The organism is Pseudofrankia sp. EUN1h (genome assembly GCF_001854645.1).
GTDB lineage: Bacteria > Actinomycetota > Actinomycetes > Frankiales > Frankiaceae > Pseudofrankia > Pseudofrankia saprophytica.
The window spans coordinates 134696-149847 of sequence record NZ_MBLN01000003.1 but is presented as its reverse complement, the minus strand read 5'-3'; the positions used below and the strand labels follow the sequence as shown (position 1 = coordinate 149847).

At 72.4% G+C, this 15152-nt stretch carries 14 protein-coding genes; 4 read left to right on the top strand and 10 right to left on the bottom strand.

Going from position 1 to position 15152, the window contains the following annotated elements; all coding sequences use genetic code 11:
• Positions 1–368 precede the first annotated feature (368 nt).
• Positions 369–1334, top strand: coding sequence for an isopenicillin N synthase family dioxygenase (locus BCD49_RS03820; RefSeq protein WP_007509641.1), 966 nt, complete (start codon positions 369–371; stop codon positions 1332–1334).
• Positions 1335–1407: 73 nt separating this feature from the next.
• Here the strand turns inward: BCD49_RS03820 and BCD49_RS03815 are convergent, their stop codons facing one another.
• The 5 genes from BCD49_RS03815 to BCD49_RS03795 form a co-directional block, all read right to left on the bottom strand.
• Positions 1408–1779, bottom strand: coding sequence for a hypothetical protein (locus BCD49_RS03815; RefSeq protein ID WP_131803361.1), 372 nt, complete (start codon positions 1777–1779; stop codon positions 1408–1410).
• Positions 1780–1853: 74 nt separating this feature from the next.
• Positions 1854–3644 (bottom strand): protein kinase domain-containing protein, encoded by a 1791-nt coding sequence (locus BCD49_RS03810; RefSeq protein WP_007509645.1) that lies wholly within the window; start codon positions 3642–3644, stop codon positions 1854–1856.
• 267 nt (positions 3645–3911) lie between these two features.
• Positions 3912–4787 carry an alpha/beta fold hydrolase gene (locus BCD49_RS03805; RefSeq protein WP_007509647.1) on the bottom strand — a complete coding sequence of 292 codons (876 nt, stop codon included), beginning with the start codon at positions 4785–4787 and terminating at the stop codon, positions 3912–3914.
• Between the two features lie 200 nt (positions 4788–4987).
• Complete coding sequence (locus BCD49_RS03800; RefSeq protein ID WP_007509649.1) at positions 4988–5794, bottom strand: enoyl-CoA hydratase; 807 nt, start codon at positions 5792–5794, stop codon at positions 4988–4990.
• Positions 5795–5850: 56 nt separating this feature from the next.
• Positions 5851–6702, bottom strand: coding sequence for a tyrosine-protein phosphatase (locus tag BCD49_RS03795; RefSeq protein ID WP_106410524.1), 852 nt, complete (start codon positions 6700–6702; stop codon positions 5851–5853).
• Between the two features lie 203 nt (positions 6703–6905).
• Here BCD49_RS03795 and BCD49_RS03790 point away from each other — a divergent pair, with 203 nt between their 5' ends.
• Positions 6906–8069 (top strand): acyl-CoA dehydrogenase family protein, encoded by a 1164-nt coding sequence (locus BCD49_RS03790; RefSeq protein ID WP_007509653.1) that lies wholly within the window; start codon positions 6906–6908, stop codon positions 8067–8069.
• Positions 8070–8125: 56 nt separating this feature from the next.
• On the opposite strand, the gene BCD49_RS03785 is transcribed toward BCD49_RS03790, so the two are convergent.
• The 3 genes from BCD49_RS03785 to BCD49_RS03775 all read right to left on the bottom strand — a co-directional run bounded on the left by BCD49_RS03785 (position 8126) and on the right by BCD49_RS03775 (position 10448).
• Positions 8126–9142, bottom strand: coding sequence for an aldo/keto reductase (locus BCD49_RS03785; RefSeq protein WP_007509655.1), 1017 nt, complete (start codon positions 9140–9142; stop codon positions 8126–8128).
• Positions 9142–9714, bottom strand: coding sequence for a MerR family transcriptional regulator (locus BCD49_RS03780; RefSeq protein WP_007509657.1), 573 nt, complete (start codon positions 9712–9714; stop codon positions 9142–9144). Before BCD49_RS03780 ends, BCD49_RS03785 begins: the two co-directional genes overlap by 1 nt.
• A gap of 125 nt (positions 9715–9839) precedes the next feature.
• Positions 9840–10448, bottom strand: coding sequence for a flavoprotein (locus BCD49_RS03775; RefSeq protein ID WP_083401228.1), 609 nt, complete (start codon positions 10446–10448; stop codon positions 9840–9842).
• Positions 10449–10826: 378 nt separating this feature from the next.
• On the opposite strand from BCD49_RS03775, the gene BCD49_RS03770 reads away from it, so the two are divergent.
• Positions 10827–11168, top strand: coding sequence for an ankyrin repeat domain-containing protein (locus BCD49_RS03770; protein ID WP_007509661.1), 342 nt, complete (start codon positions 10827–10829; stop codon positions 11166–11168).
• Between the two features lie 17 nt (positions 11169–11185).
• On the opposite strand, the gene BCD49_RS03765 is transcribed toward BCD49_RS03770, so the two are convergent.
• Together BCD49_RS03765 and BCD49_RS03760 are read right to left on the bottom strand one after the other, a co-directional pair.
• The gene (locus BCD49_RS03765; protein WP_007509663.1) at positions 11186–12391 is read right to left on the bottom strand and encodes an acyl-CoA dehydrogenase family protein; all 1206 of its coding nucleotides are present in this window, start codon (positions 12389–12391) and stop codon (positions 11186–11188) included.
• A gap of 129 nt (positions 12392–12520) precedes the next feature.
• Entirely contained in the window at positions 12521–13552 is a 1032-nt protein-coding gene (locus tag BCD49_RS03760; protein WP_007509665.1) for a phosphotransferase family protein, read from the bottom strand.
• A 258-nt stretch (positions 13553–13810) separates the two neighbouring features.
• Here BCD49_RS03760 and BCD49_RS43960 point away from each other — a divergent pair, with 258 nt between their 5' ends.
• Complete coding sequence (locus tag BCD49_RS43960) at positions 13811–15142, top strand: NAD(P)H-dependent oxidoreductase (RefSeq protein WP_007509666.1); 1332 nt, start codon at positions 13811–13813, stop codon at positions 15140–15142.
• Positions 15143–15152: the final 10 nt, after the last annotated feature.

Here is a 15152-nt window from a genome sequence, read left to right as displayed (position 1 = left end):
TGGACCGCCAGGTCGTGCTGACCTGGCCGCCCGGCCGCCGACCGCAGGGCTGCACCTGCAAGCAGGTCCGGCGCGACCGCGACGGCTGAGGCTGCGCCGGCGCGCCTGGGTGTCGCGTCCGGGTCCTTGATGGCCACCGTCCCGTAACCCGCGGGGCCGCCTGGTGAAACGTCGATGGGCCGTAATGGCAGGTAGACGGGTACCACCGCGCGGCGCCGCTGCCTGCCGGTGACGCGCGGCCCGCCAGTACCGACCCCGCGTGGCGGCTGTTCGCCGCCGCGGCGTGGGCCGAGTAAGGGCGGGTCGCGCCAACGCTCCGGCCGAGGACTGGACGGCCCTGACCAGGGGCCGCGGAGGCGAGGACCTAGGTGACGACGACACCGGACTTTCCGCTGCTCGACATCGGCCGCTGGCGCGCGGGCACCGGCGACCAGCGCTACCGGTTCGCCTGCGAGCTGGATGTGGCGCTGCGCCAGTCCGGATTCCTGCTGGTCGGGGGGCACGGGATCAGCGCCGGGCTGCGGGCGGACATCCGCGCCGCCGCCGCGCGCTTCTTCGCCCTGCCGCCCGGGGCGAAGACCGCCTACGCGACGTCGGTCGGCGGGCGCGGCTGGATCCCGCCCGGCAGCGAGGCCAACGCCTACTACGGCCAGGTCGCCGACTCCACCCGCGCCGACCTCAAGGAGAGCCTGACCTTCGGGCGCGCCTTCTCCACGGGCGACGCGGATCTCGACCGGACGTGGTTTCCCGCAAACGTCTGGCCGGCCGAGAGCCCCGAGCTCAGGGCGCTGTGCGAGCGCTACACGGACGAGGTCCGCGCCCTCTACGACGACCTGCTGCGCGCCTGCGCCGTCGCGTTCGGCCTGCCCGAGCCGTGGTTCGCCGAGCGAGTGCGCGCCAGCCCGCACACCCTCAACATCAACCGCTACCCGGCGCGCTCGCAGACCGGGACCCCGCTCGACGGCCAGTTCCGGGTCGCCCCGCACACCGACTGGGGCGTTCTCACCATCCTCGACCGTCAGCCCGGCTACGGCGGCCTCCAGGTCGAGGATCGCGCCGGCCGCTGGATGGACGCCCCCTACGAGCCGGACGCGTTCACCGTCAACGTGGGCGACCTGCTGGCCCGCTGGACCGGCGACCGCTGGCGGTCCACCCGCCACCGGGTGCTCCCGCCGCCGGCCGAGGCGCCCGACGAGGAGCTGGTCTCCCTCATCGTGTTCCTCGAGGCCGACGTCGACACGGTCGTCGAGCCACTCGTCGCCGGCACGGCCTACGCCCCGATCGTCGCCGGCCACTACCTGCTCGAACGCGCGAACGCGGCCACCGTCGCCTGATCGCCGCCGCCACGGCCGCCGCCACGGCTGGCGCCTCGCGCCGCGGGCCGCCAAGCGAGCCGGCGCGAGTGGGTCAGTGGGGCAGGTTCTTGTCGGCGCAGATGGAGAGGGCGGCGCGGACGTCGGTGTAGATGGAGGTCGTCTCGGAGTTCAGCGCGTCCCGGTAGACCACAGCGAACGGCTGGGAGAGGTCGCCGTACTTCTTCTTGTCGGCGGTGGCGGCGGCGACACCGAGGTCACCGGCGGCCCGCAGCCGCCGCCAGTCGACGTCGACGGGATGGTTCAGGTTCGGCTTGGTCCGCGCGAGCGCCGAGCAGGCGGCCTTGGCGTCGTCGGGCGCGGAGCTCGCGGCCTTGTTCCCGCCACCGCAGCCGGCCAGCGTCACCGCGGCCGTGAGCGTCACGACGGCGAGGACGACCCGAACCGGCCAGGTGCTCGTGGGCATGCCGCCATCATCGACCATCGATCGCGTCCAGGACAGGAGCCGGGCGGTTTCGCCGGCGATCCCCGAGGCCGGGACTAGCCGGTCCCGCTCCGGCGGGCCCACAGGACGGTGCCGTCCTCGAGGCAGACGACGAGCTCACCGTTGTCACGCATCCAGAGGTAGACGTCGGACCCGTGGGTACCCGAGCTCCAGTACACGGTCGTCCCGTCGTCGCCGTAGAGCACGAGGTCGCCGTCGTCGCGCATCGCGGCGTAGGACGCGCTGGTTCCGCTGGTCCCTGACTGCCAGGTGGGGGTGACCGCGCCGGAGCCTTCGGAGTACACGACGAGGTTCCCGTCGGACTGCATGGCCGCGACGAACCGGCCGTTGCCCGACACCAGCCGCTGGCCCCGTTCCATCCGCTGGCCGGGCTGGAGGACGGCCTGTGCCGGGCCGGGCTGGCCGGCCTGCGAGGGCGGGAGCTGCGAGAGCGTGCCGCCCGCCGCCGGCCCCGGCGCCGTCTCCGTCTCGGCCAGCGGCGAGGACGTCGGCACCGCGCTGGCGGGCAGGCTGGCGCTGAGGGTGGTGCCAAGCGATGGCTCGCTTTGCGTGCTCGGCCCACGGCTGCGCGGTACCAGCATCAGGGTGAGGGCGACGACCACGAGGGCGGTGAACGCGGCCGGTATCCACCAGTGCGGCACCGCGCGGCGCGGCCCGGTACCTGGCTGCCTCCCGGCGGTGTCCGGCGCCAGCTGCCCCGCGGCGCCCGTCCCGTCGCCGGAGGCCCCGTCGCCGGAGGCCCCGGGCTCCCGGCCCGGCCGCGCCGGCTCCTGGCTCGGGTGCGGGGGCCGGTCGTCCGCGGCGGTGCCGCGCGCGGGTGCACTCCCGTTGGACCACATCGGCCGGCCGGCGAGGATGGCCGGTTGCGGTTGCGGTTGCGGTTGCGCGGCGTGGATGGCGGGCGCGTCGGCGACGAGGACGTCGTCGGAAGGGAACGGTGCCGGCGCCGGAACGGCGGGCGTGACGGGCAGGCCGAGCATGGCCTGTGTCTCACGGATCGCCGCGGCGAAGGCGGCTGCCGACGGCCACCGGATCTCCCGGTCGACGGCGAGGCCGCGGCGCAGCAGCGTGCGCAGCGGCCCCGACAGGCCCAGGTCGGCGTCGCTGGGCAGGCCGTAGCCGACCCGCTCGATGAAGGCGCCCGTGCCCTCCCCGGGCAGCTGCTCGAACGGCGGTGCGCCCGTCAGCATCTCGAACAGCGTCGCGGCGAGGCTCCACACCTCCGACCGCGGCGAGAACCGGCCATGGAAGAGCACCTCCGGCGCCGCGTAGGCCTGGGTGAAGCCCTTGACGGTGACGGACGAGCGGCCCGACGCCACCCAGACGGAGACGCCGAAGTCGCTGAGCAGAGGATGCCCGTCGCCGGTGAGCAGGATGTTCCCCGGCTTCACGTCACAGTGCAGGACCGGCGGGGTGAGCTCGTGTGCCCAGGCGAGCGTGTCGGCGAGGAGGGCGCCGATCCGCAGGGCCTCGGCCCGGGCGAGCGGCCCGTCGCGGCGCAGCGCCCTGGACAGGGTGCCGCCCGCGACGAACTGCATGCACAGCCAGGGACGGCCGCCGGGAGTGAGCCCGGCGCTGTGGACGGAGACGACACCCGGGTGGGCTGAGAGGCGGCCCAGCGTCGCGCACTCGAGACGGAACGCGGCGAGCGCCGCCGGGTCGTCCGTGAGCGGCCCGGTGAACAGCTTCAGCGCGACGGTGCGGCTCAGCGCCTCGTCGTACGCCCGGTACACCTGCCCGGCCGACCCGGACCCGACGGGCACCAACTGGCGGAAGTTGGGCGGGAGGTCGTGGTCGGACCTGTAGCCCGCCGAACCGCCCGTCATTCCCGTCCCCCGCACCGCTGGTACCCAGCTCCTGTCAAGCCTACCGAGATCGGGATTAAACGACCGGTAAAGGCGGCGGTGTGGACCGCCGGGGCGGCGGCGCGCCGCTGGCAAGGCCACCACGGTAGGCGTCCCGCCCAGCCGGCTCGACGGGAGGGGACACGTTCGGACGCCGCACGCCCGGCGGGGACCCCGTCGCCCGACCGGACCGCAGGCGGACTGACCCCGCCGTCAGCGGCCGTGCCCGGCGCCGTCTTCATGATCAGATCAGGCGTGGCGGGTGAGGAAGTCGACGAGGTGGCGGGTGAAGACGGGGCGGGTGCGGCGTTCGAGGTGGATGCGGTGGCCGGCGCCGGTCAGGTGGACGACCTCGACCGACGGGTGGTCCTCAGTCAGCTGCTTGGTGTGGGCGGTGGTGAACGCGGCGCCGAGCGCCTCATCGGCGGCGAGCAGGAAGACCGGCACGGGCATGGGCGAGGACGTGTCGAGCGCGGCCAGCATGGAGCCGTCGAGGACCGCGTCGATCACCCGCACGTCGAGGTGCTTGAGGTTGAAGGCGGTCGCCTCGATCGCGTCGGCGGTGTAGGCGGCGCCCATCGCCGGCGTGGGCGGCGGGCCGAACGAGGTCCTGGCCACCCGCTTCGCGATCTCGTCGATGGACAGCCCCTCGCGCTGCCACTGGTCGGCGGCGGACCGCATCCCCGCGAAGACGGCCCCGGCCGGCGAGCCGGCGGTGTCGGCGCGGGACCCGGCGAACAGCGGCGGGTCCTCCAGGAAGAGCGCGGTGGCGAGGTCGGGGTGGCGCTGGGCCACGGACCAGGCGACAGCTCCGCCGAGCGAGTGCCCCACCAACGTCGCCGCGCCGCCGACGACGTCCCGCAGCACCGCGGCGACGTCGTCGGCGAAGTAGGGGAGCAGGTAGGTGCCGGGAGCGCGGTCGGAGCGGCCATGCCCGCGGAAGTCGATCTTGACGACCCGGCGTCCGGCCGTGACCGCCGGCGGCAGCCAGTCCCACACGGTGCCGCTCGCGGCCACGCCGTGCAGGAACACGACCGGCCGGCCGTCAGCGGGCCCCGCGAGGTCGACGTAGACGCCGATCCCGCCCCGGTCGACCCGCATGATTGCCCGTCTGTCTGCCACCACCGTCGCCTCCGTCCTCGAGCAGCGCCGGTCATTTCACGCTAGACCGCGGAGGCTCTCGGCGCCGCCGTTGCTGAACGTTCATTCAGTAGATCGCGCTGTCTCGTCCCTGTCGATCGTTACGCCGGTCGAGGGCCGGCCTGCGCCCGCTGGGCGGCGGGAATCCCGGATGCGCCATGGCGCGGACAGGCCCGCGACGCAGGTCAGGAGGTGGACTGGGCGCGGCCGCGGGCGGTGACCGCGGCCCGCCTGGACGCGACGTCGCGCGTTCCCGGCACCCACGTCTCGGCCAGCACACCTTCGAGCAGATGCGCCTCGGTGAGGGTGGCCGTGTCGGCCAGCTGGCGATAGTGCCGCAGCAGCCGGCGCACGCCGCGCTGGTCGTTGCTGACGATGTCGGCGGCCAGGCGCCGGGCGAACGGCAGCAGCTCCTCGTGCGGCACGACGTGGTTGACGAGACCGAGGTCCCTGGCCTCCTCGGCCGTGACGAAGTTGCCGGTCAGCGACATCTCGATCGCCCGGCGCAGGCCGACGGACTGGGCGAGCAGCACGGTGAGGCCGCCACCGGGCATGATCCCGACCCGGGCGTGGGTGTCGGCGAACCGGGCGCGTTCCGACGCGACCAGGAACGTGCACTGCAGGGCGACCTCGAGGCCACCGGTGACCGCGACGCCGTTGATGGCCCCGATCACGGGCTTCGAGATGACGGGCAGGAACCGGAAGAGGCCGTCCTCGCCGCGCGTGGGGCCGGAGTCCGCGGGCCGTTGCTCGGCCGAGGGCGCGGTCTCGCCCGAGATCTCCTTGAGATCGACGCCCGCGCAGAAGGCCGGGTCCGCGCCGGTGATGATCACCGCGTCGACGCCCGGATCGTCCTCGGCGGCGCCCACGGCGTCCCAGAGCGCGTACGTCACCGCGCGGCTGAGCGCGTTGCGCGCCTTGGGACGGTTCAGCGTCACGGTCGCGACGCGGTCCGCCACCTCGTAGCGGACGACGGGCTCGGAATCGGTCACGGCCACCTCGCGCAGAGACGGAACGACAGACCCGCGCCCGGGTGGACGCGGGTGGCTCAGGCCCGGTCCGGTGCCAGCACCGGTGTCGGTGCTTCGACGAGGCGGGCCCGCAGCGCGGTCACGACCTCGGCGGTCACGCCCGCCTCGGCCTCCAGGTAGGCGATGACCGAGCCATGTTGCGCGCGCAGGGTATCCAGCGTCACCGCCATGGCGTGGCGGGGGGCGCCGAACACGGCGTCGTAGTGCGCCAGGTCGATGCCCGCGGCGTCGAGCTTGACCTGGAGCTTCGCCAGCTGGCTCGCGGTGAAGTGGGTGGCGCTGAGCTCGTAGTCGTCGAGGATCGTCGCCTCGTCGACGCCGAGCGCCGAGAGCAGCAGCGCCGCGCTCATGCCCGTGCGGTCCTTGCCCGCGTGACAGTGGAACAGGGCCGGCGAGCCGTCCTGGTCGGCGAGCTTCGTGAGGAAGCTGCCGAACGTCGACGCGGCGGTCTCGGCCATGGTGACGTAGGTGCGCGTCAGGAAGTCCGGCGGGACGTCACCCAACCGGCCCGCGACCAGCAGGTCGGCCAGGTCCTGGTTGCGGGACGCGGTGCCGCCGATCGGCAGCGCCTCGTGCCGGATCCCGACGGGCAGCAAGGAGGGAGACTTGACCTGCTCGGCCTCGGTGCGGAAGTCGTAGACGACGCGCAGTCCGAGTCGCTCCAGCGTCGCCACGTCCTCGGTGGTGAGCCGGTGCAGCCCCGCCGACCGGTATACCTGGCCCCATCGCACCCGGCCGCCGTCGAGAGTCGGGTAACCCCCGAGATCGCGGATGTTCACCGCTCCCTGGAGCGCCACGACCCGGGTTGGGACGCCGACGGGCCCCGCCCCGTTGACCTCACCCGGCAAGGGAACTGCATTCTCTTTCATCGGAACGTCATTCTGACGCAACACCCGGCGAGCGCGCAACCGCCCGGGCGTCCCATCGTCCCGCGGGCGTCCCGTCGTCCCGCCGTCCAGAATGTCGACGAGCGTCAGGAACGGCACCTCCGGCAGGCTGTTTCCGGTCGGCAGGGGCATGACCGGGCATGACCGGAGGCGCCAGCTAGATCGGCGGGTGGGAGGACAGAGCGGTGACCGAGCTGACCCAGGACGAGCTGGACATGATCGCGGTCGTGCGGCAGTTCGTCGACGAGCGGGTCAGACCGGACGTACGCCGCTTCGAGGCGACCGACACCTATCCGCACGACTTCATCGAACAGATGAAGAAGCTCGGCTTCTTCGGCCTGCTCGTGCCGGCCGAGCACGGCGGAGTGGACATCTCGATGGCGGCGTTCGCCCGGGTGACCGAGGAGCTGGCTCGCGGCTGGATGAGCCTCGCCGGCGCCGTCGGCGGCCATTCCGTCATCACGTACCTCGTCAGGACGTTCGGGACCGACGAGCAGAGGTTGCGTTACCTGCCGCGGATGGCGACCGGCGAGATCCGCGCGACGATGGCGCTCACCGAGCCGGCCGGTGGCTCGGACCTGCAGGGGATGAAGACCCACGCCGCCCGGGACGGCGACGCCTGGGTGGTCGACGGCGCCAAGACCTGGATCTCCAACGCCGCCCATTCCGGCCTCATCGGCCTGCTCTGCCGTACCGACCGGGACGCGAGACCGGCCCACCGGGGGATCAGCGTCCTGCTCGTCGAGCCAGGCCCCGGTCTGGAGATCTCCGGGAAGATCCCGAAACTCGGCTACAAGGGCGTCGAGGCGTGCACGCTCTCCTTCGACGCGATGCGAGTCCCGGCGGACGCCGTGCTCGGCGGCCCACCGAACAGGGGCTGGGCGCAGATGATGCGTGGCCTGGAGGTCGGGCGCATCCAGGTCGCCGCCCGCGCCCTCGGCGTCGGCCAGGCGGCGCTGGAGGCGGCCGTCTCCTACGCCCAGCAGCGCGAGACGTTCGGGCAGCCGATCTGGAAGCACCAGAGCGTGGGCAACCTGATCGCCGACATGGCGACCCAGCTGCGGGCCGCCCGCCTGCTGACCCTCGATGCCGCGGCGCGGTTCGACTCCGGGAAGCGGTCCGACCTGGAGGCGGGGATGGCGAAGCTGTTCGCCTCCGAGACGGCGATGAAGGTAGCGCTCGACGCCATGCGGGTGCACGGTGGTTACGGCTACTCCCAGGAGTTCGACGTCGAGCGCTACTTCCGCGACGCCCCGCTGATGATCCTCGGCGAGGGCACGAACGAGATCCAGCGGGGCGTCATCGCCGCGCAGGTCATCGCCCGTGCCTCCGCCGGAGAGCTCTACTGACCGGTCCTATGGGTGACCGGGTCCACGGATTGACCGCGGCTACCGGTTGATCGTGGCTACCTGTTGACCGTGGACATGTCGGCGTAGCGGTCGCCCTGGACGGCGTCGCCGGCCGTGGCGAGCTCGGCCAGGTCCTCCGGGGTGAGCTCGACGGCGGACGCCGCCACGTTCTCCTCCAGGTAACGGCGCCGCTTCGTCCCCGGGATGGGGACCATGTCGGTGCCCTGGGCGAGCACCCAGGCGAGCGCGACCTGGGCCGGGGTGGCGCCGTGCGCCGCGGCGATCCGCTCGACCTTCGCGACCACGGCGAGGTTCGCGGCGAGGTTGTCACCGGTCAGCCGGGGCATGTTCGCGCGGAAGTCGTCGGCGGCGATGTCGGCCGCCTTGCGGAAGGTGCCCGTCAGGAAGCCACGGCCGAGCGGGCTGTAGGGCACGAAGCCGATCCCGAGCTCGCGGGTCGTCGGCAGGATCTCCGCCTCCGGCTCACGGGACCAGATCGAGTACTCCGTCTGCAGCGCGGTGATCGGGTGCACCGCGTGCGCCCGGCGGATCGTCGCGGGCGCCGCCTCGGACAGCCCCAGGTAACGGACCTTGCCGGCGGCGACCAGCTCGGCCATCGCGCCGACGGTCTCCTCGATCGGCACCTTCGGGTCGACCCGGTGCTGGTAGTAGAGGTCGATGTGGTCGATCCCGAGCCGGCGCAGGGACCCGTCGCAGGCCGACCTGACGTACTCCGGCCTGCCGTTGACGGGGCGCGCCAGCGGGTTCTCGGCGTCGTAGACGATGCCGAACTTCGTCGCCACGACCACCTCGTCGCGGCGGCCTGCGATCGCCTGGCCGACGAGCCGCTCGTTGGTGTGTGGGCCGTACATGTCGGCGGTGTCGAGGAACGTCACGCCCAGGTCGAGCGCGCGGTGGATGGTGACAATGGACTCGTCGTCGTCTCGTCCGCTGTAGAAGGCGGACATCCCCATGCAGCCGAGGCCCTGGGCCGAGACGACCAGCCCCTGGCCGCCCAGCGGGACCTGGGCCAGCGTCGGCGTGGTCGACGCGGATGGCGGTGTCGATGACATCAGGTGAGCGTCCTCTCCGTTTTGAGCTCGCTCTTGCTCGCATACATCTCGATCTTGGTGTCGATGGCCTCGAGGTGGCGGCTGACCTCGGCCAGCCGCTCGGCGACCCGGCGGCGGTGCCCGGCGAGCAGTTCCAGGCGCCGGGCCTCGTTGCCGTCCCCTGCCCGGACCAGGGCCGCGTACTCGGCGATCTGGCGGATCGGCATCCCGGTGCGCCGCAGCGCCGTCAGCGTGCCGATCCAGCGCAGGTCGTCGACCGAATAGCGCCGGTGGCTCGATGACGCCCGGGCCACCCGGTCGCGCATCAGCCCGGCCCGTTCGTAGTAGCGCAGCGTGTGCGCGGTCACGCCGCTGACCCGGGCCGCCTCGGTGATGCTCAGCCCGGGACCGATCCGCGCGTCGACCAGGGCGCAGGACGAGGTGCCGGCGTCCGGGCGGTCCGCGTCGCTCCGGACGCCGCCGCCGCCGACGGCGGCGCGGAGCTCGGGCAGCTCGGGCAGCTCGGGCAGCTCGGGCAGCTCGGTCAGCGCGGATAGCTCGGGCAGCCTCGGTGCGGTGCGACCATCGACCATGCCTCGACGCTAGAACTTCGAGCGTGCTCCAAGTCAAACGTCGACCGCCAAACGTCGACCGCCGCCGTCGACCGCCGTGCCCCGACCACCAGGCCGGCCGCCGGCCGCGGGCTGCCCGTAGCGCGTCAGTCGGTGGGCCGGGCGCGGACCTCGGCGGCGAGGTGGGCCAGCTCCGCGGTCAGCGCCTCCCAGGGAAACCGCGGGCCGCTGGCCACCGCTTCGTCTCTTCCGGCCGCTTCGTCTCTCGTGGCGGTTTCGCCCGGCCGGACCGKGGCGAAGTCGTCCTCGTCGAACAGGACGCGCACGCCCCAGGAACGCAGCGCGGCGAGGCTCGCGGCGAAGGCGGGGTGCCGCGCGAGGTCCCGGTTGGGAAACGGCGCCAGCAGGATCGGTCTGCCGGCGCCGAGGCCCTCGTTGACCAGTCCGAGGACGAGGGTGTCGGAGATGCCGGCGGCGAGCTTGTTCACCGTGTTGAAGGTCGCCGGCGCCACGACGAACGCGTCCGGGGGCGGAAGCACGTCCGGCTCCTCGGGGCGCTTGTATTCGGAGCGCACCGGGTGCCCCGTCAGCTCGGTCAGGCGCGCCACGTCCAGGAACCTCGTCCCGGACGGCGTCGCGATCACGCACACGTCCCAGCCGGCGGCGAGTGACCGCTCGACGAACGGCTCGACCGCGTGCGCCGGCTGCCCACCGCAGACGAGGACGTAAAGCACCCCGAGCTCAACTCTGGCCATGCTCCGATGTCCTACCAGGTCCGCCCGAGTGCCGCGGCCGGACCACACCCGTATATCTATCCGATATGGGCGGGAAGCCCTTACCTGGCAGGCTGCCCCGAGACCGGGGTAGGCCCGGGATCCGCCCGGAGCTCGCACCGCATTTACCTTTGGTATTCACTTGGCGACAGCGGGCATACCTGGCGGACAGTAGTCCACCGGGTGTTGCTCCGCTATGAGGGCTTCACGCTGATCCGCTGGTAGGCCGTATCCGGCCTACCAGGCGGAACGTCGCTCCTGAGGCCCGGATAGGGTCATCGATCTGTAGCCGTGCCCGGTCGAGGCACGTCACCAGGAAGGGGCTCGTGGGCTCTGGTGCAAGGTTCAGGAGTAAGCGGCATGCTCGACGACTTGACTCCCACGCACCGCGCGGTGGAGATGGAGGACCTGCCCGCCCTTCGAGACCTCCTGGACGCCGGCGCCGACATTCACGAGGAACGCGACGGGCTTACGCTCCTGCACCGCGCGATAGACATGGAGTTGGACGCGCACTCGTTGACCGGTGAACCACTTCATGTCGACATGACGGCGTACCTTCTTGCCCGCGGGGCTGACCCACGCCGGCGGGCCGAGGGCGGAAGCGGCGTGTCCGCGCGGCATATGGCCGTGGCCAGCGGCCACTGGCTGGCGACCTGCCTCATCGACGAGTGGATCCGCACCCACCCCGGCTCCGCCGACTGACCGGCTCGGCGCGGACGTCAGCCGAGGTAGGGGCGGTCGGCGCGCAGCTCGCGGCGGGCGATGGTGCGGCGGTGGACCGCGTCCGGGCCGTCGACGATGCGCAGGGCGCGCGCCGAGGCGTAGAAATGGGCCAGCGGGGTGTCGTCGCTGACGCCGGCGGCGCCATGGACCTCGATCGCCCGGTCGATGACCGCGGTCGCCACCGCCGGCGCGGCGACCTTGATCCCGGAGATCTCCGTGGCGGCACCCCGGGCGCCGTGCCGGTCGATCAGCCAGGCCGTCTTGAGCACGTACAGCCGCACCTGGTCGATCTCGATCCGCGACTGGGCGATCAGGTCCCGGACCACGCCCTGGTCGGAGAGCGGCCCGCCGAACGCCGTCCTGCTCTTGGCCCGCTCGACCATCAGCGCGAGCGCCCGTTCGGCCATCCCGATCGCCCGCATCGCGTGGTGGATGCGCCCGGGGCCGAGACGCGCCTGCGAGATCGCGAACCCCCGGCCCTCGCCCGAGAGCAGGTTCGAGGCCGGCACCCGGACATCCTCGAACACGATCTCGGAATGGCCATGCTGGTCCTGGAAGCCGAACACAGGCAGGTGGCGCACGACGGTGACCCCCGGGGTGGCCAGCGGCACCAGGATCATCGACTGCCGTCGGTGCGGGTCGGCGTCCGGATCGGTCTGGCCCATCACGATGAGGATTTCGCATCGTTCGTCCGCGACCCCGGTAATGAACCACTTGCGTCCGTTGATGACGTACTCGTCGCCGTTGCGGAGGATCGACGTCCGGATATTCGTCGCGTCCGACGACGCGACGGCGGGCTCGGTCATCGCGAATGCCGACCGGATCCGCCCCTCCTTCAGCGGCTCCAGCCACCGGTCCTTCTGCTCGGGCGTGCCGAAAAGCTCCAGGGTCTCCATGTTGCCGGTATCGGGTGCCTGGCAGTTGATCGCCTCCGGGGCGATTACCGGCGACCAGCCGGAGATCTCCGCCACCGACGCGTAGTCCACGTTCGACAGGCCCGACCACGCTGGCAGGAAGAGGTTCCACAGGCCGCGTTTGCGCGCCGACGCCTTCAGGTCCTCCATCACCGGCGGGTATGCGTGCTCACCATGCTCACGCAGCCAGGCGTGCCACACCGGCTCGGCCGGGAACACCTCCGCCCGCATGAAGTCCCACATCCGCTCGCAGGCGTCGTGCGCCTGGGCCGACAGCTCGAAGTCCATGGCCGTCTCCCGTCCTTCCCAGCAGTCGAACCTTCTCGGCGGTCGAACCTTTCTCGGCGGTTCAGGCGTCGCCCTCCCGGGCGACCGGTGCGGGCCCTCCCGGGATGATCGCCGCATCGGCGCGCAGGTTCATCCTTTCCAGCGGTCGAGGCCGTCCCGGGCGATCCGTTCGGGCGCGTCGGACAGGTCGCCGAAGTCCTGGCCGGCCATCACGCCGGCGGCCACCCGGGCGGCGACACCCTGCGCGATCGCGGCGAACTTGAAGTGAGCGAAGGCGAGGTAGGCGCCGAGGTCCGCCAGGTCCGCGCCGCTGCGGGACGCGTAGCGCTCGACGAGGGCGGCCCGGCCCGGGAAGCCAGGTTTTGCGACGACCGCCGGGATCAGCAGCGGTGACTGTTCCCCGGGCTCAGTCCAGTAGAAGAGGAGCATCCCCAGGTCGGCCAGCGGGTCGCCGAGCGTGGAGAGCTCCCAGTCCAGCACCGCGCTGATCGTGCTCGGGTCCGCGGGGTGCATGAGCACGTTGTCGAGGCGGTAGTCGCCGTGCACGATGGACGGGCGGGTGGGCTCGGCGAACGGGTGCGCCGCCAGCCGGCGTCCGAGCTCGTCCATCACCGGCACGTCGCGGGTCTTCGCGGCCTCCCACTGGCGCGTCCAGGTCCGCACCTGCCTGGCCATGAACCCGGAGTGCCGCCCGTAGTCGCCCAGCCCGACCGCGATCGGGTCGACCGCGTGCAGTGCCGCGAGCGTGTCGACCAGCGCGTTCGCGATCGCCGCCCTGCTGGTGTCGTCCTCGGCGTAACCGGGCGGGAGCACGTCGCGGATCGCGTGCCCCTCGACCTTCTCCATCACGTAGAACGGCACGCCCAGCGGKCCGGACTCGTCGCGGACGAGCAGGACGCGCGCGACCGGGACGTCCGTGCCGGCGAGTGCGGCCTGCACCCGCGCCTCCCGGCCCATGTCGTGCGCGCCCCGCAGGATGTGCCCCGACGGGGGCCGCCGTAGCACGACCGACCCCGCCGGGCTCACCAGTTCGAACGTCAGGTTCGACTTCCCGCCCGCGATCAGCCGGGGCTCGATCGTGCGCCACCTGTCGTCGCCCACCGTCTCGGCCAGTAACGGACCGACCTGATCCGGACGGGTCAGACCGTCGAACTCACCCACGTTTCCGCCTCTCCAAGCCAGGTATCCGGTGCCGCCGCAGGTGGCCCGGATCCGCCCGCGTCGTCCACCGTGGCCATCGCCGTGGCCACTTCAAGATCCACTTGTGTCGTCGCTCGCCGTCACCAGGTCGGCGCTGGCGATGGGTGAGCTCCGCGACAGGCGGCACCGGTCAGAACGAGGCGACGGTTTCCAATTGTTGTCGACTGTCGGCGGACGTGTACTCGTCAGTGTGACAACGGCCCGGCCCAGGAGGCGACCATGGCTGCCCGCGGCGACGGCAAGATCGAACGAGTTGTGTCCGGGCTCGTCGGGCGGGCCGTCGGGCGGGCCGGGAGGCTGCGCGCTCTGCTCGAGGCCGGCGTCGTTCCTGACCTGTCAAGCGGCTCGTCGGCCGGAGCGGCGACGCCCCGGGCGGCGACGCCCCGATCATCCCGCCGCGCCGCGCCGGCCGCCCCCATGGGGCCGCGGTCCCGCCGCACGCTGGAGCTTCTCGCGGTCTGCGCCGCCAGCCTCGTTCCGTGGACGATCCTTCTCGCCGTGACGCTGCCGGCGAACCGTGAGGTCCACCAGTGGCGTGCCGCGTGGGTGGGCTTCGACGCGATGCTCATCGCGGCGATGGCGGCCACGGCCGTGCTCGGCTGGCGACGCCACCGTGCTGTTTTCCTGACCGGGCCGGCCACCGCTGTCCTGCTCATCTGTGACGCCTGGTTCGACATCTCGTTTGATGTCGGCACATCCGATGTCTGGGTGTCGGCCGCGCTCGCAGGTTTCGTCGAGCTTCCCCTGGCCGCCTTCCTCATCTACCGCGGCTACCGGCTGCTTCCATCGCTGCCGCGGTCGGAACAAGGCCCGATTCGGGCCGATCCCGAGCCGCCCCGACCACCAGCTGGTCCGCAAGCCCTGACCGCCACCGCCACCGGTACCGGTACCGCGCTGACGGGGCCGCGCCGATCAGGAGAACCCGCGCCGATCAGGATCGGCGTCATCCTGGGTTCGGAGCGGCCACGGCGGGTCGGCGAGCAGGTGGCGACCTGGGTCTGCGGGGTGGCCTCGCGCCGCGATGACGCCGAGTTCGAACTGGTCGACCCTGGCGACTACCCGCCGCCTGCGCCGGCCGCGGCGCCGCCGTCATCGGCCGGCCCTTGCCAGCACGACCGCGCGTCGGCGTGGGCGGCCAAGATCGCGTCTTTCGACGGTTTTGTCATGGTCGCCTCGGGCAGCGGTCGCGGCACCTCCAGAATGTTCGAGGGCGCGATCGACCGCCTGGATATCGATCGCGTGCATACGGAATGGAGCAACAAGGCCGTCGGGTTCGTGTCGTATGGCGATGTGGACGTCCAGGCCGTCGAACGGCTGCGGCTGATCGCCGGTGAGCTGATGATGGCCGATGTCCGTGAGCGGGTCGTGCTGTCGTCGACGGTCGATGTCGGGCGCTCCGCCGCCTTCGAACCCTCCGCCGCGTTTGAACCCTCCGTCGGCTTCGAGGCCAGCGACGAGGACCTGGCCGCTCTGCGCACGATGCTCGACCAGGTCGTCGCCTGGAGTTCCGCCCTCGCCTCGCTCCGCTCCGTCGCCTCCGCCGCCGCCTGACGGGCCGTCC

What these genes read in the sequence shown, in the direction of transcription:
- BCD49_RS03815 (WP_131803361.1), bottom strand. Translation starts at nt 1,779, where the DNA reads ATGCCCACGAGCACCTGGCCGGTTCGGGTCGTCCTCGCCGTCGTGACG.
- BCD49_RS03810 (WP_007509645.1), bottom strand. Translation starts at nt 3,644, where the DNA reads ATGACGGGCGGTTCGGCGGGCTACAGGTCCGACCACGACCTCCCGCCC.
- BCD49_RS03795 (WP_106410524.1), bottom strand. Translation starts at nt 6,702, where the DNA reads ATGAAAGAGAATGCAGTTCCCTTGCCGGGTGAGGTCAACGGGGCGGGG.
- BCD49_RS03785 (WP_007509655.1), bottom strand. Translation starts at nt 9,142, where the DNA reads ATGTCATCGACACCGCCATCCGCGTCGACCACGCCGACGCTGGCCCAG.
- BCD49_RS03780 (WP_007509657.1), bottom strand. Translation starts at nt 9,714, where the DNA reads ATGGTCGATGGTCGCACCGCACCGAGGCTGCCCGAGCTATCCGCGCTG.
- BCD49_RS03770 (WP_007509661.1), top strand. Translation starts at nt 10,827, where the DNA reads ATGCTCGACGACTTGACTCCCACGCACCGCGCGGTGGAGATGGAGGAC.
- BCD49_RS03765 (WP_007509663.1), bottom strand. Translation starts at nt 12,391, where the DNA reads ATGGACTTCGAGCTGTCGGCCCAGGCGCACGACGCCTGCGAGCGGATG.
- BCD49_RS43960 (WP_007509666.1), top strand. Translation starts at nt 13,811, where the DNA reads ATGGCTGCCCGCGGCGACGGCAAGATCGAACGAGTTGTGTCCGGGCTC.